The following is a 22501-nucleotide window of genomic DNA, read 5'->3' as shown; positions in this document are numbered from 1 at the left end:
CGGGTATACCGGCTGTGCCCCGCGCATGGCAGGTGTTCGCCTGTCATCACGCGGCCAGATCCATGATGACGTGCGCCGTCTCGGCCGGGTTGGTGATCATCGGCCAGTGGCCGGCGTCGAGCGTGCGGTAGCGCCAGCCGAGCTGTTCCGCCGACACGTCAGCGGCCGGAGGGCTGGTCCGGAGGCAGCGCACGTAGGCCACGGACGCGTCTGTCGCGTTCAGGGGCTTGTTGATCGCAGGTTGTGTGTAGGTGCCGATCGGCTGCGCGGTCAGGTGCTGCTGCATCCACGCGAAGTCGGCGTCGCTGATGCTGTTGTCCGGGTAGAGCTGGTCGAGCTGCTCTCGGGAGAACCACGGGACCGACCCTTCGTGGGCCAGGCTCGTCATGAACGCGGTGACGCCGGAACCCATGACGTCGAACCACGACTTGCCTGGCTGCGGCAGGACGGCATCGATGAGAACGAGCTGGCGGATGCTGTGCGGTCGCCTCTCGAGCACCGCTGCCGCGACGTAGCCGGCGAACGAGTGGGCGACGAGCGTGGCATCCGGATGGCCGGTGAGGGCTCCGCTGACGTCTTCTACCCAGTCGTCCAGCCCGACGGCGGCCGCAGGCGTCGCGTCGTCTCCCGTGGTGCGCAGCTGTGGCGTCATCGTGCGGAGTCCGTGGTCGTTCAGGATCGGTGCGACGCGTTCCCAGGCCCAAGGGCCCAGTCCGGCACCTCCGATGAGGACGATGGGTCTGTTCGCGGTCATGTGTCTGCTCCTACGCGGTTGATGAAGTCGGTCAGGTCGGCCATCACGTCTTCCTGAGACGGCTTCGGGGCGACTCGAACCCCGCCTCGGCAGACCCGAGCGGACCCACGAGGAGTTGGTAGCATGCTGTCACATCGCCACTGTAGAAGCATGACAGTTTGCTGTCAAAGGAGGTTTTCGTGAACGCCGATGCCGACGGAACTCTGCATGCCATCTTCGAGGTGAACCGTCTCCTGCGTGACGCCGGGGAGCGAGTGTCCGCAGCGGCGGGTCAGACGCATTCCCGGCGCATGATCCTCCAGGTCGCCGGTGATCGCGCCACCGTTCCGGACATCGCCCGCCGGCTCGGGCTCCAGCGACAGAGCGTCCAGCGTGTCGCCGACGATCTGGTCGAGGCTGGCCTGGCGCGCTACGAGGACAACCCGCGTCATCGGCGGTCCCGGTTCCTCGTCACGACAGCAGCCGGAAAGAGTGCGCTAGCGGCGATCCAGCGCGCCCACCGCGATTGGGTCGCGGACCTGGAGGCCACGGTAGGCGACCTCGATTGGGCCCGCCTTGGAGCTGATCTGGACCGCATCGCGCGGGCCGTAGGGAATCGCCCGCGGTCTGCTGGATAGATGGCGGTTCGCGCGCTCATCATCTGAGGCGACGGTGACAGACACCCAGTGTCGGCTCTCGCCGATAAGGACCGAACACATGACCACGATGGTCCTCGGTCGGGGTCGGTCGCTCATGTCCAGGGGCCGAAACCGTACAACTCGGGCGGCGAGCGGCGACTATGGCGGTGCATCACGCCCTGCGGGTCTGACCGCGTCGGTGACATCGAGGCCCTCACGGGGCCGCCCATGCCTCGCGGATGGCCTCGGTCGTTCAGGTGCCGGCGTGCGACGTGGGCTCGGCCGCTCGGCGCAGCCGGCCGCGGTCTCCTGAGCCGGACACAGTAGGTTGGCCGCGTGCCTCTCGTCCCTCCGCCCTGGGTCCGTCGTCTGCTCGCTGTGCTCGCTGTCTCACTGCTGGTCGCGGCCTGGTCCGTGCCGGCTCGGGCGAGCGCTGACGAGGTCTCCGCGCTCGACGAGGAGGCGGCCGCCTACGTCAGCGACTACGTCCAGCGTCACGGACTGCCCGGGGCCGCCTACGCGGTGGTCCAGGACAGCGAGGTGGTGACGGTCGGCGGCGCGGGCGGTGTCTCGGCCGACACCCCGATGCCCGTGGCCTCGGTGTCCAAGTCCATCACCGCGTTCGCCGTCCTCCAGCTCGTGGACCGCGGGCTGGTGGACCTGGACGGGCCCGTCACGGACTACCTGCCGTCGTTCTCCGTGGGCGGGACCGACCCTGCTGACATCACCGTGCGGATGCTGCTCGACCACACGTCCGGCCTGCCGAACCCGATGATCGTGCCCGCCACCGGTGACCTCGCCGCCGACGTCGGGCACATCGCGCAGCTGACCGTTGCATCGGACCCGGGGGACGCGTACCGGTACAGCAACCTGAACTACTGGACCCTGGCGTACCTGGTCGAGGTCGTGTCGGGGGAGGCGTTCGACGTCTATCTGCGCGACGAGGTCTTCGCCCCGCTCGGCATGCACGACACCCGCTCGTTCTTCACCGCCGGCGGCTCGGAGGTGTTCGACGAGGGTCATGTGACGGCCTACGGGACGAGCCTGCGGATCCCCGAGATGGCGGGCAATGTCGTCGGCTCCGGGGGAGTGGTCAGCACCGCGCGCGACATGACCAGCTGGCTGGCGATGCAGCAACGGGGCGGGACCACGGCGGACGGCGAACGGCTGCTCTCGGCGGATCTCGTGGAGGAGTCCCACACCGTGCAGACGAACGCCGGGACGTACGGGCTCGGGTGGCAGCACACGTCCACCGCCGATCCGGCGCGGGTGGGGCACGACGGTTCCCTGACCCGGTGGAGCGCACGCGTCGACCTCGTACCGTCGAGCGGGTACGGGGTGGTGGTCCTGCTCGACAGCTACACGCCGACCTTCCAGCACCCGTTCGAGATCAGCACGGGTCTCATCGAGCTCACCGAGGGGCGGTCGGCCGATCCGGGGGTGCCGACCGCGACGATTATCGACCTGACGCTCGCCGGGCTCACCGTGCTCGTGATCGTGCTCGGGGTCCGTGGCGTCCTGCGCAGCCGGCGGTGGGCCGACGCGCGGGTGGGCTTCCCGGGGTGGCGGTTCGTGCTGCGTCAGCTCCCGCAGGCCGTCATGCCGGTCCTGGCGGGGATCCTCTTTCTCGGTCTGACGGCGGGCCGCGACAACCCGGCCACGCCCGTGGACGCGTTCGGGTTGTGGCCGGCCGCGACGACGCTCGTGCTCGTCGCCGGGGTGATCGGCGTCGTGCTCATCGCGGTGCGCACCGTCCGATGGCGGCATACGGGGCCTTCGGACCGCTCCGTGGCCCCGCACCGTCGCGGGTGAAAACACAGGGGTAAGGTGCTGGGCGCCCTCGGCTCACCCGGGGCCACGTCACGACCAGGAGCCACCGTTGACAGCACCCACACCTCCCTCCGACGTCCAGAACACACCCCCGCAGCGCTTCGTCCAGGGCGACCCGTACACCCTGGATGCCGCGGCGGTGAAGGAACCGCCCGTCGGCTGGCGGGCCTCCTCGAAGTTCTTCGGGCCCGGGCTGATCGTCTCCGCGTCCGTCGTCGGTGCGGGCGAGCTCATCACCGCGACCTCGCTCGGCGCCCAGGCGGGCTTCGTGCTGCTCTGGCTGGTGTTCGTCTCGACCGTCGTCAAGGTGGCCGTCCAGGTGGAGATGGCGCGCTATGCCATCGTCACCGGCGAGGGCGGCATGGAGGGCTACAACCGCGTCCCACCCCGGATGGGGCGGGTCAGCTGGGTCCTGCTGATGTGGGCGCTGATGGCGGTCAGCAAGCTGATCCAGACCGGGGGCCTGATCGGCGGCATGGCCGCGGCCCTGTCGATCCTGATGCCCCTCGGTCTCGGGCCGCTCTCGGCGGGCGCCATGGCGATCTGGGCGGTCGTCGTGACGGCCGTCGCGATCGCCACCCTGATCGCGAACCGTTACGGGCTGATCGAGAACGTCGCCACCTTCCTGACCATGGCGTTCGTCGCCGTCACGGTCCTCGTGGTGGTCGCGCTGCCGTTCAGCGACTTCTCGTACTCGGTTGCCGACCTGGGCTCCGGGCTCAGCTTCCAGCTGCCCGTCGGGGCGCTCGGGATCGCCCTGACGATGTTCGGCCTGACCGGCGTCGCGTCCGAGGAGATCACCGCCTACACCTACTGGTGCCTCGAGAAGGGCTACGCCCGGTGGTCCGGGCCGAACGACGGCTCCGAGGCGTACCGGCGGCGTGCACGCGGCTGGATTGCGGTCATGCAGAAGGACGCGATCGTCTCCTGGGTGGTCTACACGATCTCGACCGCGGCGTTCTACGTCCTCGGGGCCGCGGTCCTGCACCCGCAGGGCCTGGTGCCCGAGGGCAACGAGATAATCCGCACGCTGTCCGAGACCTTCGCCGGCGTCTTCGGCGAGACCGGCCGCGTCGTCTTCCTGATCGGCGCGCTGGCGGCCCTCGGGTCGACGATCTGGGCGGCGATCCCGTCGTGGTCGCGCTCCTGGGCCAACGCTTTATCCATCGTCGGCGTCTTCGACTGGGCCGACAGCCGGGCACGCAACCGGTGGATGCGGGTCTTCATCGTCGTCCTGCCGATCGTGTGGCTGCTGACCTTCCTCTGGATCAGCTCGCCGCTGGTGATGATCATGGTCGGCGGCATCGCGGGAGGCATCTTCCTGGCCGCCGTGGCGGTCGCCGCGCTCTACCTGCGCAGCCTCGTCGAACCGGATCTGCGCGGAGGGGGCTTCATCCGCGTCGCCCTGATCGTCAGCGCCGTCGCGATCATGGGTCTCGGGATCTACTCCGTCGTCACCACGGTGACGGGCTGAGCGACGGGCTGGCCGTAGCGGGTTGAGAGAGCGGACTGAGAGAGCGGACTGAGGCGGTCGGGCGGGCCCGGAGTGACCCTTGCCACGTTTCGGGTCACAGTCATGGCTTGACGCGGCTTCCCGAGCGATTAAGTTAGGTCAGGCAAACCTAAGTAACGCTCTCCGCCGTCGCGTGCGGACGGCGTTCCTCGCCCTTCCCGCACCCCTCCTCAGAGGAGCCTTTCGCATGCCCTCACGCCTGCCCGCAGTGACGCAGCCAGTGACCACGGCACCCTCCCCGGGTGCCGGCCACGACACGACAGCGCTGTTGCGCGGAGCCACCGCGCGCGTCTATGCGGACACGGTCCGCGAGGTCGCCGACGACGTCGCCGCCCGCCTCGTGGCCGTCACCCAGCCGTTCTCCGGCGCCAGCCGGTCCGAGCTGCGCTCGCTGGTGGACGCCGTGGACCTCGACGGCCCGCCGTCGGGCACCCGGGAGGCGCTGCGCGAGGCGGGCGACCTGTACGCGAAGCACGCCATCTGGTTCCACGAGCCCACCTACACGGCGCACCTGAACTGCCCGGTCGCCCTGCCTGCCGTGGGTGCCGAGACGATGCTCGCCGCGATCAACACCTCCGTCGACACGTACGACCAGTCCACCGTCGCGACCTTCATGGAGCGTCGCCTGGTCGAGTGGACGGCGGGCCGCATCGGCTTCGCGGTCGCAGAGGGTGACGTCGCCGGCGCCGACGGCATCTTCACCTCCGGTGGCACCCAGTCCAACTTCCAGGCGCTGTTCCTGGCGCGCGAGAAGGCGCGCCGGGCCGGCACCGGTCTGGAGTCCATGCGGATCCTGGCCACGGCGGTGAGCCACTTCAGCATCGCCAAGTCCGCGCTGCTGCTGGGCCTGCCGGACGGCGCCGTGGTCACCGTGGGCACCGACGCGGACGGCCGCATGAGCCCGGACGCCCTGGCCCAGGCCCTCGTCGACATCGAGCGCACCGGTGACACGGTGATCGCCGTCGTCGCGACCGCCGGGACCACCGACCGCGGCTGCATCGACCCGCTCGGCCCGATCGCCGACCTGTGCGACGCCGTCGGCACGTGGCTGCACGTCGACGCCGCGTACGGCTGCGGGCTGCTGGTCAGCCCCCGGCGGCGGCACCTGCTGGACGGTATCGAGCGGGCCCGGAGCGTCACCGTGGACTTCCACAAGTCGTTCTTCCAGCCCGTGTCGTCCAGCGCGCTGGTCGTCCGGGAGCGGTCGGACCTCGCGCCCGTCGCCTGGCACGCCGACTACCTCAACCCCGAGGAGAACGCCGAGCCCAACCAGGTCGACAAGTCCCTGCAGACCACGCGGCGGTTCGACGCGCTCAAGCTCTGGGTCACGCTGCGTGCGCTCGGCGCGGACGGCGTCGGCGCGATGGTGGACGCCGTCTGTGACCTGGCCGCCGCGGTGCACCAGGACCTCGCCACGGACCGTGACTTCCGGCTGGTGGGGACCACGGACCTGTCCACGGTCCTGTTCCGCTACCAGCCCGAGGGGCTCGACGCCGCCCGCGCGGACGCCCTGGTCCCGCAGGTACGCCGGGTGCTGTTCGACTCGGGCCGCGCCCTGGTCGCCAAGACCGTGATCGACGGCCGCCCCTGCCTCAAGCTCACCCTGCTCAACCCCGATGCCACGCTCGCCGACATCCGGGGCGTGCTGGAGCTCGTCCGCTCCGCCGCGCACGGCCTGCTCGCGGGGGAGGCGCTGCTGGACATCGACGAGCCGCCGTGCCGTGACGTGCACCCGCGGCTGGCCCGCGCCGATCAGACTGCCGATCAGACTGCCGATCAGACTGCCGATCAGACTGCCGATCAGACTGCCGACCCGGACGCCGACGGAGAGACCCGATGACCGCCGCCCCGCCCCCCGTCCACGACCTGCTCGGTATCGGGATCGGCCCGTTCGACCTCGGCCTCGCGGCGCTCGCGGAGCCCCTGGACGACGTCACCGCGGTGTTCCTCGACCAGCGCGAGGGCTTCTCCTGGCACGCCGGGATGCTCATCGAGGGCACCACGCTGCAGGTCCCGTTCCTGGCCGACCTGGTGACGATGGCCGACCCGACGTCGCGCTACTCGTTCCTGGCGTGGCTCAAGGCGACGGGACGGCTGTACCAGTTCTACATCCGTGAGTCGTTCTACCCGCTGCGCGCCGAGTACGACCAGTACTGCCGGTGGGTGGCCGACCAGCTGCCGACGCTGCGCTGGGGGCGGCGCGTGACGAGCGTCGTGCGGGTCGCCGACCCCACGGCGGACGGCGCCCCCGGCGACTACGTGTTCGAGGTGACCGCGGAGACCGCCCACGGCGTCGAGAAATACTGTGCCAAGCACCTCGTGCTCGGCACGGGGACCCAGCCGCGCCTGCCCGCGCAGCTCCAAGGCCTGGAGGGCGCGGGCCCCGTCGTGCACACCAGCGACTACCTGCCGCGCCGGGCGGCGCTCGTGGCGTCCGGCTCGGTGACCGTCGTCGGCAGCGGGCAGTCTGCCGCCGAGGTCTACCGCGACCTGCTGGACGGCTGCGGCACGGCCCCGGGGGAGCACCGGCTGGACTGGGTGACCCGCTCGCCGCGGTTCTTCCCGATGGAGTACACGAAGCTGACGCTCGAGATGACGTCGCCCGAGTACACCGACCACTACGTGTCCCTGCCCGCCGAGCTGCGCGACGTGCTCGGGCGCGAGCAGCGCAACCTCTACAAGGGCATCAGCGGCGACCTCGTCGACGACATCTACGACACCCTCTACCGCAAGTCCGCGCTGGGTGCCGAGGTGCCGACCACGCTGCTGTCCGACACCGAGGTGACCGCCGCCCGGTTCGACGCCGACGGCGCGGACGGGGCGGGCGAGTACGTCCTGACCCTGCGCCACGCCCAGCTCGGCACGACGGCGGAGCACCGCACCCGCGCGCTGGTCGCCGCCACGGGCTACGCCGCCACGGTGCCCGGCTTCCTGGCGCCCGGGCTGGTCAACCTCGACCACCGCGGCCGGTACGCCGTCACCCGTGACTACACGGTCGACGACGACCGGCGCATCCACGTGGTGGGCGGCGAGGAGCACACCCACGGCGTCACCGCGCCGGACCTCGGCTTCGGGGCCTGGCGCAACTCCGTGATCCTCGCCGACGTCACGGGCCGCGAGCCGTACCCGACGGAGCGGCGGATCGCGTTCCAGCAGTTCGGCCTGCCGGCCTCGAGGGTCGAGCCCGTCGAGACGACGGACAGCCAGCCCGACGACGAGATGGAGGCCGCCCGGTGAGCGCCCCGACAACCGTGCACACGTTCACGACCACCACTCGCCTCGGTGAGATCACCATCGAGCCGGTGGTCCCGGCGCGGGACGCCGAGCTGGTCCAGGGCTGGCTCTCCCACCCCGCTGCCTCGTACTGGCAGATGGGTCACCTGCGCGTCGACGAGGTGCGCGAGTACCTCGCCGCCGTCCAGGCCGGCCTGCACGAGGCCGCCTGGCTCGGCCGCCTCGACGGCGAGCCCGTCTTCCTGACCGAGACCTATGACCCCGCCCACGTGGTGCTGACCGACGTCCACGACGCCCTGCCCGGCGACCTCGGCATGCACCTGCTCGTCGCCCCGCCGGTGACACCGCGGCACGGCCTGACGGACGCCGTCATGACGGCGGTCATGCGGTTCTGCCTCTCCGGCGACCAGGCCGACGGCGACTCGCCGGGCAGCTCCGGCGCGGGCCGGGGCGCGACCCGCGTCGTCGTCGAGCCCGACGTCGGCAACCGGAAGATCGCCGCCAAGAACGCCGCCGCGGGGTTCCGCGTGCTGCGCGAGGTGGACCTCGGCCGCGGCGCGCACGCCAAGCGGGCCGCCCTGAGCGTCGCCACCCGTGCCGACTTCGCGGCCTCCGCCCTCGGTGACGGCGCTCTGCCCTGTCCCGACCTGTCCGGCCTCGACATGGTCGCCACCCACCTGACCGCCGACCACATGGAGCACGCCCACCGGCACCTCGTGGCCAAGGCGCTCGCGGAGCTCGCCCACGAGCGCCTGTTCCAGCCGGAGCCCGACGACACGCCCGGCGCCCCGACGGACGGCTACCGCCTCGCCCTGGACGGCGTCACCTACCGGTTCACCGCCCGCCGGTACGCCCTGGAGCACTGGGTGGTCGACCCGGCGTCCGTGCGCCGCACGGCCACCGCGGGGATGCGCGGCGAGGTCGTGCTCCCCGTGGACGCGCTCGAGCTGGTCGCCGAGCTGCAGCCCCTGCTCCAGGTGCCCGACGCCCTGCTCGCCACCTACCTCGAAGAGCTGTCCTCCACCCTGGCCAGCGCCGCCGCGAAGCGCGAGCGCGAGCTCGACGGGTACACGCCGTCGGTGAGCGGGCTGCTCGAGGCGATGCGGACCGCGTCCGGCCCTCACGCCGCCGCCGAGACCTTCCAGCAGGTCGAGGCGGCCATGTCCGAGGGCCACCCCGGCTTCCTCGCGAACAACGGCCGCATCGGCTTCTCCCTGAGCGACTACCGCGCCTACGCACCCGAGCGCGGCGCGCGCCTGCGTATGCTCTGGCTCGCGACCCGCCGGGAGCACACGCACCTCGCGCTCGCCGCGGACCAGACCGAGGCCGGCCACTACGGCGCGCCCGGCCTGCCCGGCGAGCTGTCCGACGCCGAACGGGCGGCGTTCGCGGACCGGCTCGCCGCCCGCGGCCACGACAGCGCCGACTACCTGTACCTGCCCGTGCACCCCTGGCAGTGGGAGCACCGCGTCGCGATCACCTTCGCCGCCGACGTCGCCCGCGGCGACCTCGTGCCGCTCGGCCCCGGGTCGGACGAGTACCAGCCCCAGCAGTCGATCCGCACCATGTTCAACCGCACCCGCCCCGAACGGCACTACGTCAAGGTGGCGCTCGCCATCCAGAACATGGGCTTCCTGCGCGGCCTGTCACCCGCGTACATGCGTGCCACCCCGCAGATCAACGACTGGGTGGCGGACCTGGTCGCGAACGACACGACCCTGCAGGCCACCGGGTTCAGCGTGCTGCGCGAGGTCGCCGCGGTCGGCTACACGGGCGACGTCTATCACCGCACGCCCCAGCCCAACGCGCACCGCAAGATGCTCGCCGCGCTGTGGCGCGAGTCGCCGGTTCCTGGCCTCGCCGCCGGCGAGCGCCTCGTGACCATGGCGAGCCTGCTGCACCGCGACGCCGGCGGCACGTCGTTCGCGACCGCCCTCGTGCGCGAGTCCGGCATCGCGCCCGAGCAGTGGCTCCGCGCCTACCTCGACGCCTACCTGTACCCGCTGGTCCACTGCCTGCTCACGTACGAGCTCGCGTTCATGCCGCACGGCGAGAACCTCATCCTCATCCTGCGCGACGGCGTCGTCCGCCGCGCCGTCATGAAGGACATCGGCGAGGAGGTCGCGGTGCTCGGCGAGCAGCCCCTGCCCGACCGGATCGAGCGCATCCGTTCCGTCGTCGACGACGACGAGAAGGCGCTCGCGATCTTCACCGACGTGTTCGACGGCGTGCTGCGGCACCTGTCCGGCATCCTCGCCGAGGACGGTGTGCTGGGGGAGGAGCGCTTCTGGGCGCTCGTCGCGGAGACCATCGACCGGCACGCCGCGGAGCACCCGGACACGGCCGCCCGCGGTGGCCGGCCCGGCATCGACCTGCGGGCGGCGCGCTTCGCGCACTCGTGCCTCAACCGCCTGCAGCTGCGCAACACCCTGCAGATGGTCGACCTGACCAACCAGTCGGAGTCGCTGATCTACGCGGGCACGCTCGCCAACCCGGCCGGCCGGAGAACTCACGGATGAGCAAGGGATGATGGAGAACGTGGACTTTGACCTGTTCCGTGACGACCTCGGTATCCCGCACGTGCGGGCCGCCTCCGAGACCGCGCTGGCCTACGGCCAGGGCTGGGTGACCGCACAGGACCGTGGCCTGCAGATCGAGGCCGACCGGATGCGGGCCGAGGAGCGCTACGCGGAGGTCGCCGGCCCGGCGGGCGCGGCCTGGGACCGGTTCGCCGCCCGCGAGCGGCTCGCCGCCACGGCCCGGCGCATCCATGACGCGCTGGACCGGCCGGAGCAGGAATGGCTCGCCGCGTACGCCGACGGCGTCAGCGACGGCCTGCTCGCGGGCGGGCGGGACGTGCCCGAGCTGGCCGGGGTACCGCACCGGCCGTGGCGGCCGTGGACGCCCATCGGTGTGTTCCTCGCGGCCCACGTGCTGTTCAACGGGTTCCCGAGCATCCTGTGGCGCGCGCACGTGGCCAGGCACCTGCACGTGCCCGGGGTGCCGCTCGAGCAGGTCCTGGGCCTGTTCGCCGCCGACGCCGGACCGAGCTCCGGCTCGAACGCATGGGCGGTGCACGGATCGTTCACGGAGTCGGGCAGCCCGCTGGTCGCGGGGGACCCGCACCGCACGCTCGAGCTGCCCGGCCCCTACCAGCAGGTCCGGCTCGTGTGCACCGACCCGGACGCCTCCTACGACGTGCTCGGCCTCGCCTTCCCCGGGGTGCCCGGCATCCCGCACTTCGGGCACGCGGGCTCCGTCGCCTGGGGCATCACCAACGCGGCCGCGCACCACGTCGAGGTCGTCGCCGACGGCGCGGACGGCGCCGGCCCCGGCGGCTGGCACCTGCACTGGCCGGCCCGGGAGCTGTCCGACGTCGGCGTCGCGTCCTGGCGGGCCCTGCTGCACGCCCGCACCGCGGGCGACGTCGCCGACGCGTTCAGCCGGTGGGTGGACCCGGTCAACCGGGTCCTGACCGCCGACAGCACCGGCGAGGTGCTCAGCCTGACCGCGGGCAAGGTCCCCGCGGCGGCCGACCGTGCCCTGCCCGCCGCCAAGCCCGCGGACGGCTACGTGGACCTCCCCGTGCCCGTCCCGGTGACCCAGGTCGCCGTCGACGCGAACGAGCGGCCGAGGACCCAGGCGCGCGCCGAGCTGGACGGCCGCCCCGGCCTCGGCCCGCGCGACACCCGGCCCGGCCGCGAGGCCCACGACCTGGGCTGGTCCTACGCGCCGCACCGTGCGGAGCGGATCCGACAGCTGCTCGCCGCGGGGACCGTGCCCGAGTCGCCGGAGACGCAGGGGCGCATCCACGGCGACACCCGCGACCTGGGCGCGCCCGGCCTGGTCGAGCACCTCGCGGCCGACACCTCGGCCGCCGCCGCGCGCCTGCGCGCCTGGGTGGCGGACGGCGCCCACGTCGACGCCACCTCGACCGACGCCGCCCTGTACATGCGGTGGCGGGACGCCCTGACGCACCGCCTCGCCGGGCACCCCGTGCTCGCCGCCCTGCACGAGCCGCACGGGCAGGACCCGGCCTTCGCCGCGGTGCTCGGCGGCGTGCTCGACGTGCCGACGGCGGTCGGGGCCGGTCTCGCCCGGATCCTCGCCGCCGACTGGCTGGGCATCGACCCGGCCGCCGAGGCGAGCGCGGCGCTGGCCGAGGTGGCGGGCACCGCCGACCGGCAGAGCGCCGGAGGCGCCGACCGGCCCAGCGCCGGAGGCGCCGACCGGCAGAGCGAGCCCACCTGGGGCGAGCTGCACCTCCCCGACCCGCTTCCGCCGGTACCGAGCCCTGGCGACCCGACGGCCGACGTGGCCCTCGCCCCCGTCTCCGGCAACAACGAGTCCGTGCGCTGCACCGGCGGTTCACCCGGCGTCGCGCCCACCGCCTACCGCGGCTCCGTCGCCCGCTACGTCTGGGACCTCGCCGACCGCGCCAACAGCCGCTGGGGCGTCCCCTTCGGCGCCGCAGGCCGGCCCGGCAGCGTCCACTTCGACGACCAGCACGCCACCTGGGCCGACGCCGCCACCACCCCCGTCGTCACCGACTGGGACCGCCTGCACCCCGCGGACACCACCCTCCGACTGCTGAACGGCGCTCGCGGCGAGGAGGTGTGGCGCCGTGACTTCGGTGCGGACGGCCTCGTCACCGTGCACATGCTCGACCCAGAGGCCGACGCCGACGTCCTGCACGGCTGGTTCGCCCAGCCCCGCGCAGCGTTCTGGGGGATGGGCGGCCACACGCGTGACGAGGTGCGCGACACCTACGCGTTCGTCGAGTCCTTGCCCACCCACCACGCGTATCTGGTGCGGTGGGACGGCGAGCCCGTGGTGCTGCTCCAGGCGTACCACCCCGAGCACGACCCGGTCGCCACCGCCTACGAGGTGCGGCCGGGTGACCTCGGCATGCACTTCTTCCTCGGCAGCCGGGGCCCTGTCGCCCGGCACGGCTCGCCCGACAACCCGTGGACCGTGCTGGGGCCTGCGACGCGCGAGTTCCTCTTCGCCGGGCCGGGTACCCGGCGCCTGGTCGGCGAGCCCGACGCGAACAACGAGAAGGCCCTGCACCGGATGGCCGTGATGGGGTTCACCGCCGGCGAGCGGGTGTCGTACGAGTCGCCGCAGGGTCCGAAGGTGGCCCGGATGGCGTACCTGACGCGCGAGCGGGCAGCCGTCGGCGGGGTGGTCCGCTAAGCCGTGTTTCGGACCGCGTGAGATTTGGGAGTAAGTCGGTGGGTTGGAGAGTTTTAGACGGATCGAACTGACGTCCGGGTCAATCGGTGGTTGAAGCGCTGTTCAAGGGTCTTTGTCAGTGGCTGGTGGCAGCATGGTCGACATGCCCAGGCACACGTCATTCCGTCTCTGTCTCGACCCGTCGGTCGAGCAGGTACGCGTGCTGTCCCAGCATGTCGGAGCGGCGAGGTTCGCCTTCAACCAGGCCCTGCGACTACACAAGGACGCCCGAGCTGCCGCCGAGTGTGGGCGGGGCCGGGACTCCACGCCTGAGGTCGCGGCCGGGCTCGTGTCTGACGGCGACGTGCCTGGTGGTAACGCGCCGGGTGCTGTTCGGGTGCCGTGGACGGGGTTCGACCTGATCAAGGCGTTCAATGCGTGGAAGCGGTCGGGAGCAGCTGGCTGCCGGTTCGTCGTTGACCCTGACTGGACGACGCGGGCGGAGGTGACGGGTCTGGCTTGGCGCGACCAGGTCTCGGCGCAGGTGTTCGAGGAAGCCTGTGTCGACCTGGGCCGTGCCCTGAAGGCGTGGGCAGACTCGCGCACCGGTGCCCGGAAGGGACCGAAGGTCGGCTTCCCGCAGTTCAAGAAGAAGAGTACAACGGGAGGGTCGTTCCGGATCCGGAACAAGACCACCGGGTACCGGCCGGATATCCGCATCGGTGACGGGGATCGCCTCCGGTCGGTGAGCCTGCCGAAGATCGGCGTCCTGCGGGTGCGGGAATGCACCCGGCGCCTGCGCAGAATGATCGCCACGGGCCGTGCCCGGATCCTGCACGTGACCGTGTCCCGCAGGGCTAGCAGGTGGTGGATCTCCATCACCGTCGAGGCCGCCGACCTGCACCCCGCAGCACGCCACGCCTCCCAGCCGGTAGAGGCCGGTACGGGTAGTCCTCGGCCCGCCGGGAAAGGTTGGGTGGGTGTGGATCGTGGCCTGCATGCTCTGGTTGTCGCCGGCTCCTCCGACGGCACCGAGGTGCTACGGGTCGACAGCCTTCGCGCCTTCCGGAGTGGCCTGCCGCGGCTGCGCCGCCTGTCCAAAGCCGTGTCGCGCAAGAAGAAGGGATCGAAGAACCGAAAGAAGGCTGTTGTGCATCTGTCGCGGCAGCATGCCCGGATCCGCGATCGTCGTCGTCATGTGCTGCATCAGGTGTCCAACCAGCTGGTCAAGAACCACGCCCGGCTGGTCCTGGAAGACCTGAACATCACTGGCATGACCACCAACCGCAAGCTCTCCCGCGCCATCAGTGACGCGGCGTGGGGTGAGCTCGCCCGGCAGATCACGTACAAGCAGGCCTGGCGCGACGGACAAGTCGTGCTGGCCGATAGGTGGTTCCCGTCGTCCAAGACCTGCTCATCCTGCGGCGCAGTGCGTAAGGACCTGACGCTCAAGGACCGCATCTTCGAGTGCCGCGAGTGCGGGCTTGTCATGGATCGTGATCTGAATGCCGCAGTGAATCTCGCCGCCTGGGCCGAGAACCACACCCCCACCGTCACCGATGGTGTGGGGCGTGGTGTTGCCCGGGTCGGGGACCGTCAAGCAGTCGGCCCCGTCAAGAAAGCCCACCGACAGGACACCCCCACCCATCCCGGCCCTAGCGGTCGTGGCGGCAAGGGACTGGATGACGTGGGAACCAACCTCAGGCCGCACCCGCGGTCTGAACCTTGGACGCCCGAGAAGGGCGGTGTTCCGCAAGTTTCACGACTTCCGAAACACGCAGTAACGTCGCGGGATGGCCACTGAACAGACCGCTGCCGGGCGCCCGCGCCCCACCCTGCTCGTCCGCCCGCCGTCGGTGCGCCTGGCCGACGGCGAGCTCACCCACCTGGAGCGCGTGCCGGTCGACGCCGACCTGGCCGCTGAGCAGTGGCAGCGGTACGTGGAGGTGTTCCGCGGGTACGGCTGGGACGTGCGCACGGTGCCGGCTGCCGAGGCGTACCCCGACGGGGTGTTCGTCGAGGACGCGGTGGTCGTCTTCGACGGGCTGGCCGTCCTGACCCGGCCGGGCGCGCTGTCCCGGCGCGGCGAGGTCGAGTCGGTACGGCCGGTCGTCGAGGGCGCGGTGCGCGAGCTCGCGGAGATCATGGAACCGGGCACGCTGGAGGGCGGCGACGTCCTCAAGGTGGGCCGCACCGTCTACGTCGGGCGCACGACGCGTACCAACGCCGACGGCGTCGCCCAGCTCCGGGCGCTGCTCGAGCCGCGCGGGTGGCGTGTGGTCGAGGTGCCCACGACCCGTGCGCTGCACCTGAAGTCGGCGGTGACCGCCCTGCCGGACGGCACGGTCATCGGGTACGAACCCCTCGTGGACGACGCCGGCCTGTTCGACGCGTTCCTGCCCGTCCCCGAGGCGGAGGGCAGCGCCGTCGTCGTGCTCGACCCGACGACAGTGCTGCTGTCGGCGGCCGCACCCGGCACCGCTGACCTGCTGCGGGACCGCGGCCTGACGGTGCTGACCACGCCCGTCACCGAGTTCGAGAAGCTCGAGGGCTGCGTGACGTGCCTGTCGGTACGGGTGCGCTGAGGGAGCCGGGAGGTGGCCCAGGACGTGGCCCAGGACGGGTGGCGCGGTATGGCGCACGTCACACGAGAAGAAGGTGCTTACCCAAACTAACAACTTGCGGCCAGCGGGATAATGGCCTCGATGCCTCCAACAGCCGACAGTTCGAATCGATCTGATCCTTCGTCCGAGCGCAGCACTCTCGCCTCGATCCGTCGCCTCCACCCCTACGTCCGCACCGCCCTGCCCCGCCTGGTCGGCGGGCTGGTCGCGTCGCTCGGCGCCAGCCTCATGGCGCTCTCCATCCCTGCCGTGCTGCGGTGGGTCACCGACGGCCCGCTCACCGAGGGCGTCCGCGAGCACGACTGGTCGGGCCTGATCTGGTCCGTCGTGCTCGTCGCCGTGCTCGGTGCCGGGGAGGCAGGGCTCATCCTGCTGCGCCGCACCCTCGTGATGTTCCCCGGTACGCGGGTCGAGGCCGGCATGCGCATGGCCCTGTTCCGGCACCTCCAGGACCTGCCCGTGGCCTTCCACGACCGCTGGCCCGGCGGGCAGCTGCTGAGCCGCATCATGGGCGACCTCGGCCTGCTGCGCCGCTGGCTCGTGTTCGGTGTCCTGCAGCTCGTGGTCAGCTTCGTGACCATCGTCGTGGGCGTCGGCCTGCTCGTCGCCACGGGCGGCTGGCTCGGCATCATCTTCCTGTGCGGGTCGATCCCGGTGACGATCCTGGCGTTCCGGTTCTCCAGCAAGTACCGCAGGATCTCGCGGCTGTCCCAGGACCAGTCGGGCGACCTCGCCACCACGGTCGAGGAGTCGGTGCACGGTATCCGCGTGCTCAAGGCGTTCGGCCGCGGCCCGGCCGCGCTGGACCAGTTCACCGACCAGGCCGAAGGGCTGCGCGAGACCGAGATCCGCAAGGCCACCACCGACGCCGGCCTGACCACCGCCCTGCGTGTCATCCCCGAGGTGACCCAGGGGATCGCGCTGGTCGTGGGGACCTACCTGGTCGCGTCCGGCGACATGACGCTCGGCACCCTCGTCGCGTTCTTCGCCACCGCCCAGGTCATCAACGGCCCGGTCGTCGACCTGGGCATGACGCTCTCGATGACCCTGAACGCGCGCACCGCCGTCGACCGGTTCTTCGAGGTCATGGACACCGTCAACCCGTTGACCGACCCGGCGGCACCCGCCGACGTCCCGGCGGTCACCCTGGGGCAGGCCGCGCATGCCGGAGGGCACGTCGCCTTCCGCGACGTCACCTTCCGGTACGACGACGCCGCCCGCCCCGTGCTCGACCACGTCGACCTGGAGCTGCCGCCCGGCACCACCACCGCGCTGGTGGGCCTGACCGGCTCCGGCAAGTCGACGCTCGCCATGCTCCCGCCCCGGCTCTTCGACGTGACCGACGGCGTGGTCGAGGTCGACGGCGTCGACGTCCGTGACATGACACGCGCCCAGGTGCGCGAGCGTGTCGCCGTCGCCTTCGAGGACCCGACGCTGTTCTCCGCCTCCGTGCGCGACAACGTGCTGCTCGGTGTCTCGGACACCCTCCCGGCGGCCGAGCGCGAGGCGCTCCTGACCCAGGCCCTGGAGGTCGCGCAGGCGCAGTTCGTCGCCGACCTGCCCGACGGCGCCGACACCCGCATCGGCGAGGAGGGGATGTCGCTGTCCGGCGGGCAGCGGCAGCGCCTCGCGCTGGCCCGTGCCATCGCCGCCCGGCCCCGGGTCCTCGTGCTCGACGACCCGCTCTCCGCGCTCGACGTCACCACGGAGGAGGCGGTCACGGCCCGCCTGCGGGACGTGCTCGTGGCCACGACGACCCTCGTCATCGCGCACCGGCCGTCCACGGTCGCCCTCGCCGACCGGGTGGCCGTGCTCCAGGGCGGCCGGATCACCGCCGTCGGGACCCACCACGACCTGCTCGCGAGCGACCCGCACTACCGATACATCATCTCGAGCCTCGAGGACGACTACGAGGCGCACGAGCACGACCACGGTCCGGACCAGCGCGACGACCAGAACGAGGGGGCGCTCTCATGACGGCAACCACCCGGCCCACCACCGGGCCCGCCGGCCGCCGTCGGCCCACCGACGCCGCGGCGGACGACGAGACGAGCCTCGGCAAGGAGGCCTCGCGCAGCGTCCGCCGCCGGTCGATGCGCCTGCTGGGCGACCTGCTGCGCCCGCACAAGAAGGCCCTGGCGTGGGCCGCCGTGCTGGTGGTCGCGTCCACCCTCGGACAGGTCGCCGGGCCGTGGCTCGTGTCCGTCGCCATCGACCGGGCGGTGCCGGCCCTGCAGGACGGGTCGGTCACGCCCCTGGTCCTGAGCGGCGCCGGGTACCTCGCGGCCGCCGTGCTCGGCGGGGTCGCCGCCGGTGCCTACGTGCGGGCCGCCGCCCGCATCGCCCAGGCGGTGCTGCTGGACCTGCGCCGCCGCGTGTTCCGCCAGACCCAGCGGCTGTCGCTGGAGTTCCACGAGTCCTACACCTCGGGCCGGATCATCTCCCGGCAGACCTCCGACCTGGAGGCGCTGCGCGAGCTGCTCGACGGCGGCCTGACCGGCGTCGTCTCGTCCCTGCTGCTCATGGTGTTCACGTTCGTGAGCCTGCTGCTCATCGACTGGCGGTCCGGCCTGGTGCTCGCCGTCGCGTTCATCCCGGCGTGGCTGCTCACGCGCTGGTTCCAGCGCATGTCGCAGGTGTTCTACCGGGAGCAGCGGACGGCGTCGGCCCGGCTCATCGTGAAGTTCGTCGAGACCATGACCGGCATGCGCGCCGTGCAGGCGTTCCGCCGTGAGCCGACCACCGAGGCCGACTACCGCAAGCTCGGCGAGGACTACCGCGACGCCAACCTGCAGATCTTCGGCGTCAACGGCCGGTTCCAGCCGGGACTCATCCTCATCGGCAACATGACCGTGGTCGCCGCGCTGGCGGTCGGCGGCTGGCGCGTCCTGGACGGCACGATGGCCGTGGGTGTCCTCGCCGCCGTGCTGCTCTACTGCAAGCGGTTCTTCCAGCCGGTGCAGCAGCTCGGCATGTTCTACAACTCCTTCCAGTCGGCCACCGCGGCCCTGGAGAAGGTGTCGGGCCTGCTCTCCGAGGAGCCGACGGTCACGGAGCCCGCCCGCCCGACGTCCCTGCCCCTGGGCGACGGCGGCCGGGCCCGGGGCGAGCTGCGGCTCGACCACGTGCGGTTCCGGTACGGGGACGGACCCGTGGTGCTCCCCGACCTGGACCTCACCATCCCCGCCGGGCAGACCGTGGCCGTCGTCGGCACCACGGGCGCCGGCAAGTCGACGGTGGCCAAGCTGGTGACCCGGTTCTACGACGCGTCGGAGGGCGCGGTACGCCTGGACGGCGTCGACGTGCGCGACCTGGCGTCGACCGACCTGCGCCGTGCCGTCGTCATGGTGACCCAGGAGGCGTACCTGTTCAGCGGGTCCGTGCGCGAGAACATCGCGCTCGGCCGGCCGGACGCCACCCAGGAGGAGATCGAGGCGGCGGCCCGCGCGGTCGGGGCGCACGAGTTCGTGCTCGACATGCCCGACGGGTACGACACCGACGTCAACAAGCGCGGCGGACGCGTGTCGGCCGGGCAGCGACAGCTGCTCTCGTTCGCGCGGGCGTTCCTGGCCGACCCGGCGGTGCTCGTCCTCGACGAGGCGACGTCCTCCCTCGACATGCCCGGTGAGCGGCTCGTGCAGCGCGGGCTGCAGACGCTGCTCGCGGACCGGACGGCGATCATCATCGCCCACCGCCTGTCCACGGTGGCGATCGCCGACCGGGTGCTGGTGATGGAGCACGGGCGGATCGTCGAGGACGGCACGCCTGCCGAGCTCATCGCCGGGGACGGGCAGTACGCGCGCCTGCACGAGGCCTGGCAGGACTCGCTGGTCTGACCGCTCCGGCCGGTGCGGCTGAGCTCGCTCTCGGCGTCGGCCCTCTCCTTCGAGGCCTAAGTTTCTCCGTTCTGAGACGTTTCAGCGCGGAGAAACTTAGACCTCGAAGGGGAGGCCGCGGGGCGGGCTACTCGCCCGACGGCGGTGTCATCACCTGGCCGCTCGGCACCGGGGTGCCGAAGCGCGGTGTGCCGTCGCTGTTCCAGGTGATGCGCTGCACGCGGGTCTGGCGCGTGTTGCCGCAGCCCTGGCTCGCGGTCGTGTTGCCGTGGTAGACGAGCCAGTCCTCGGTACCGTCCGGTGACGTGAAGAACCCGTTGTGGCCCGGCCCGTACACACCGTTGCCCCGCTGGAGCACGGGCTGGGAGCTCTTGGTCCACGAGGCGGCCCGCAGCGGGTCGCTGCCGGTCAGCGTGAGGAGCCCCAGCTTGTAGTCGGGCGTGTTGCAGCTGGAGGCCGAGTAGGTCATGAACGTGCGGCCATTTCGCTGCAGCACGGCCGGCGCCTCGTTGACCCGGCTGCCGATGGTCTCCCAGGCGTGGCTCGGCTGGGCGATCGTGTAGCCGTTCGTGGCGACCGTCCAGGGGTTCGACATGCGCGCGATCCGGACCGTCTGGTTCGGCCCGTTCCACTCCGACCAGACGAGGTACAGGCGCCCGTCGTGCTCGAGGTAGGTGCCGTCGATGTTCCACTGGTTCGGCAGCGGCGTGCCCATGAACTCGTACGGGCCCATCGGGGTGGGGCCGGTGGAGCGCAGGACGCGCAGCTTCTGTCCGTCCAGGTTGGTCTGGCTGTTGCCCGACGTGTACATGAGGTACCAGGTGCCGCCGATGCGGTGGAACTCGGGCGCCCAGTGGGAGCAGCACCGGTTGGCGACCCCGGCGTCGTTCCAGACCACCGTGTCCGGGGCGGTCTTCAGGCCGGCGAGCGTGGTGGCACGACGCATGATCACCGTGGAGTCCCACGTGGTGGTGGACAGGTAGTAGTACCCGTCCCAGTACTCGAGCCACGGGTCGGCGCCGTTGGACCGGATCGGGTTCGTGAGGTCCGCTGCCTGAGCCTGGTCCTGGACCGCCGTGGTGGTGGCCCGCCCGATCTCGGACTGGTCGGCCACCTGCTGTGCCGTCTCGGGCGGTGCGGCCTCGTGCCGCGCGCTCTCGGGCAGAGCCGTGACCGGCAGGGCCGGCACGGCCTGTGCGGACAGACCGGTCGCTGCGGTGACCAGGACGAGCGCACTCGCGAAGAGCGCGCCGCCCCGCGCCCGCCGCGCTGCGCGTGGTCGGTGGGGTGCTCGGGGCTCGGTGGCTCCTGGCCCAGCGGGTGGGGTGTGCTCGTGACGGCGTGGCGTGCGCATGGCGGGCTCCTTGGCGTCGTTGCGGCAGGGGCGGGCGGCTCTGCCCGGCACCGTGATGTTAGCGCTCACATGGCCGGGTGAAAAGAGGTCAGAGCAACCGGTTTCCGACACGCCGGACACGTTGCCGTACACGCGGCGCCCGGTGTGCGGGCCGGGGGAACCGCCGCCGGGCTCGTCGGATCAGCCCTCGGCCAGGCCGCCGACGATCGCATCGAGCGCGCGGGCGAGCTCGGCGTCGGTTACCCCGCCGAAGCCCACGACGAGGCCGGTCCGGTCCGCTCTGCGGCAGTAGTCGGCAAGGAGCGGCACGTCGAAGCCGGCGGCGTGCCCGGCGGCGCGTGCCCGTTCGGCCGGCGCGGGGTCGGTGAGCCACGTCGAGTACATCCCGGCGAGCGGCCCTGCCGGCTGGGCGTGCGGCGCCAGGGCTGCCGCCACCCGTGGTGCGCGGTCCGCGTAGACGCGCCGGGCGGTGCGCACCACCTTGTCGACCCAGCCGTCACGCAGCAGGGTCAGCAGGGCGTGCTGGCCGGGCCACGACGGCGTGTCGTGCATGACCGTGCGGCGTCGGACGATGTGCTCGTGGAGCGCCGGAGGCGCGACCAGCCAGCCCAGCCGCAGGCTCGGGCACACCGACTTCGAGGCGGTGCCCAGGTAGGCGACCCGCGACCGGTCGAGCGCCGCGAGGGCGGGCACGGGAGCGACGTCGTACCGGAACTCGGAGTCGTAGTCGTCCTCGACCACGACGGCGTCCGCGTCCCGGGCCGCCGCCAGCAGCGAGAGCCGGTCGGCCGCGGGCATGACCCGGCCCAGCGGGTGCTGGTGGGCGGGCGTGACGTACGCGGCGGCGCAGCCTGCCAGGTCCGTGACGGGCAGGAGCGCGGGATGGTCGACGACGGTGCGTCCCGCCGCCCGGACAGTCTCGACGGCCGCGCGGTAGCCGGGGTCCTCGACGAGGACGTCCCCGGGGCCCAGCGCACCCAGGAGCTGTCGCAGGCCGTCCGTCGTGCCGGCGGTGACCAGGATCTCGTCGGGCCCCACGGTCAGGCCGCGGGTGCGGGCGAGCCGTTCGGCGAGGGCCTCGCGCAGGTCGGGGAGCCCGCGTGGGTCGGGGTAGCCGCGCGGCGGGACCGCGATCGAGACCTCGCGCCAGGCCCGCCGCCACCCGGCGAGGTGGCGCGGGTCGATCCACGGGGTGCCCGCGTCGAGGCGGACGTACCCCGGCTCGCGCGTCGCGGGCCGGGGTGGGGGAGCGGTCGTGGGAAGGGTCTCGCCGGACGCCACGAAGGTGCCCGCACCCCGGCGCGTCTCGACCCAGGCCTCGGCCAGGAGCTGGTCGTACGCCTGCTCGACGACGGCGCGCGCCACACCCAGGTCGGCCGCCAGGGCGCGGCTCGAGGGCAGGCGGTCGCCCGTCGTGAGCGTGCCGTCGGTCACGAGCCCGCGGACGGCGGCCGCGAGCTGTGCGGGAAGCGGTGTGGGGCGGGCACGGTCGAGACGTACGGGGAGCATGAGCCTCTCTCGGGTGGGGTGATCGCCGAGGCGAGCAAGTGGCCTGTTTGAATCG

The 22501-nt window shown here is 72.1% G+C and carries 14 protein-coding genes; 11 read left to right on the top strand and 3 right to left on the bottom strand.

Annotated features, from left to right (window positions below; genetic code table 11):
• Positions 1–46: 46 nt before the first annotated feature.
• Entirely contained in the window at positions 47–754 is a 708-nt protein-coding gene (locus tag LUM46_RS04795) for an alpha/beta fold hydrolase (RefSeq protein ID WP_274992600.1), read from the bottom strand.
• A gap of 179 nt (positions 755–933) precedes the next feature.
• Between LUM46_RS04795 and LUM46_RS04790 the strand changes: the two genes are divergently transcribed.
• The 11 genes from LUM46_RS04790 (at position 934) to LUM46_RS04740 (ending at position 19583) form a co-directional block, all read left to right on the top strand.
• Positions 934–1371, top strand: coding sequence for a MarR family winged helix-turn-helix transcriptional regulator (locus tag LUM46_RS04790; RefSeq protein ID WP_274992599.1), 438 nt, complete (start codon positions 934–936; stop codon positions 1369–1371).
• Between the two features lie 336 nt (positions 1372–1707).
• Positions 1708–3183: a serine hydrolase domain-containing protein gene (locus LUM46_RS04785; RefSeq protein WP_274992598.1), complete on the top strand. Its 1476-nt coding sequence runs from the start codon at positions 1708–1710 to the stop codon at positions 3181–3183.
• A 67-nt stretch (positions 3184–3250) separates the two neighbouring features.
• Complete coding sequence (locus tag LUM46_RS04780; RefSeq protein WP_274992597.1) at positions 3251–4675, top strand: Nramp family divalent metal transporter; 1425 nt, start codon at positions 3251–3253, stop codon at positions 4673–4675.
• 226 nt (positions 4676–4901) lie between these two features.
• Positions 4902–6554, top strand: a complete 1653-nt coding sequence (locus LUM46_RS04775) for a pyridoxal phosphate-dependent decarboxylase family protein (RefSeq protein WP_274992596.1) — start codon at positions 4902–4904, stop codon at positions 6552–6554.
• Entirely contained in the window at positions 6551–7951 is a 1401-nt protein-coding gene (locus LUM46_RS04770) for a lysine N(6)-hydroxylase/L-ornithine N(5)-oxygenase family protein (protein WP_274992595.1), read from the top strand. Before LUM46_RS04775 ends, LUM46_RS04770 begins: the two co-directional genes overlap by 4 nt.
• The gene (locus tag LUM46_RS04765) at positions 7948–10467 is read left to right on the top strand and encodes a GNAT family N-acetyltransferase (RefSeq protein ID WP_274992594.1); all 2520 of its coding nucleotides are present in this window, start codon (positions 7948–7950) and stop codon (positions 10465–10467) included. The genes LUM46_RS04770 and LUM46_RS04765 overlap by 4 nt, the downstream gene beginning before the upstream one ends.
• 7 nt (positions 10468–10474) lie before the next feature.
• Entirely contained in the window at positions 10475–13144 is a 2670-nt protein-coding gene (locus LUM46_RS04760; protein WP_274992592.1) for a GNAT family N-acetyltransferase, read from the top strand.
• Between the two features lie 133 nt (positions 13145–13277).
• Positions 13278–14927 carry an RNA-guided endonuclease InsQ/TnpB family protein gene (locus LUM46_RS04755; protein WP_274992591.1) on the top strand — a complete coding sequence of 550 codons (1650 nt, stop codon included), beginning with the start codon at positions 13278–13280 and terminating at the stop codon, positions 14925–14927.
• A complete protein-coding gene (ddaH, locus tag LUM46_RS04750; protein WP_274992590.1) occupies positions 14917–15708 on the top strand; it encodes a dimethylargininase in 792 nt (263 codons plus the stop codon). The genes LUM46_RS04755 and ddaH overlap by 11 nt, the downstream gene beginning before the upstream one ends.
• 120 nt (positions 15709–15828) lie before the next feature.
• A complete protein-coding gene (locus tag LUM46_RS04745) occupies positions 15829–17724 on the top strand; it encodes an ABC transporter ATP-binding protein (protein WP_274992589.1) in 1896 nt (631 codons plus the stop codon).
• Positions 17721–19583 (top strand): ABC transporter ATP-binding protein, encoded by a 1863-nt coding sequence (locus LUM46_RS04740; RefSeq protein WP_274992588.1) that lies wholly within the window; start codon positions 17721–17723, stop codon positions 19581–19583. The genes LUM46_RS04745 and LUM46_RS04740 overlap by 4 nt, the downstream gene beginning before the upstream one ends.
• Before the next feature lie 127 nt (positions 19584–19710).
• Here the strand turns inward: LUM46_RS04740 and LUM46_RS04735 are convergent, their stop codons facing one another.
• Together LUM46_RS04735 and pdxR are read right to left on the bottom strand one after the other, a co-directional pair.
• Positions 19711–20937, bottom strand: coding sequence for a glycoside hydrolase family 43 protein (locus LUM46_RS04735; protein WP_274992587.1), 1227 nt, complete (start codon positions 20935–20937; stop codon positions 19711–19713).
• Positions 20938–21117: 180 nt separating this feature from the next.
• Positions 21118–22446, bottom strand: a complete 1329-nt coding sequence (gene pdxR / locus LUM46_RS04730; protein ID WP_274992586.1) for a MocR-like pyridoxine biosynthesis transcription factor PdxR — start codon at positions 22444–22446, stop codon at positions 21118–21120.
• Positions 22447–22501: the final 55 nt, after the last annotated feature.

Source organism: Promicromonospora iranensis, assembly GCF_028994805.1.
GTDB lineage: Bacteria > Actinomycetota > Actinomycetes > Actinomycetales > Cellulomonadaceae > Promicromonospora > Promicromonospora iranensis.
This window is presented reverse-complemented; position numbering and strand designations above follow the sequence as displayed.

Excerpts from the sequence above, each read along its gene's own strand:
- LUM46_RS04795 (WP_274992600.1), bottom strand. The coding sequence starts at position 754 with ATGACCGCGAACAGACCCATCGTCCTCATCGGAGGTGCCGGACTGGGC.
- LUM46_RS04775 (WP_274992596.1), top strand. The coding sequence starts at position 4,902 with ATGCCCTCACGCCTGCCCGCAGTGACGCAGCCAGTGACCACGGCACCC.
- LUM46_RS04770 (WP_274992595.1), top strand. The coding sequence starts at position 6,551 with ATGACCGCCGCCCCGCCCCCCGTCCACGACCTGCTCGGTATCGGGATC.
- LUM46_RS04760 (WP_274992592.1), top strand. The coding sequence starts at position 10,475 with ATGATGGAGAACGTGGACTTTGACCTGTTCCGTGACGACCTCGGTATC.
- LUM46_RS04755 (WP_274992591.1), top strand. The coding sequence starts at position 13,278 with ATGGTCGACATGCCCAGGCACACGTCATTCCGTCTCTGTCTCGACCCG.
- ddaH (WP_274992590.1), top strand. The coding sequence starts at position 14,917 with ATGGCCACTGAACAGACCGCTGCCGGGCGCCCGCGCCCCACCCTGCTC.
- LUM46_RS04745 (WP_274992589.1), top strand. The coding sequence starts at position 15,829 with ATGCCTCCAACAGCCGACAGTTCGAATCGATCTGATCCTTCGTCCGAG.
- LUM46_RS04740 (WP_274992588.1), top strand. The coding sequence starts at position 17,721 with ATGACGGCAACCACCCGGCCCACCACCGGGCCCGCCGGCCGCCGTCGG.
- LUM46_RS04735 (WP_274992587.1), bottom strand. The coding sequence starts at position 20,937 with ATGCGCACGCCACGCCGTCACGAGCACACCCCACCCGCTGGGCCAGGA.
- pdxR (WP_274992586.1), bottom strand. The coding sequence starts at position 22,446 with ATGCTCCCCGTACGTCTCGACCGTGCCCGCCCCACACCGCTTCCCGCA.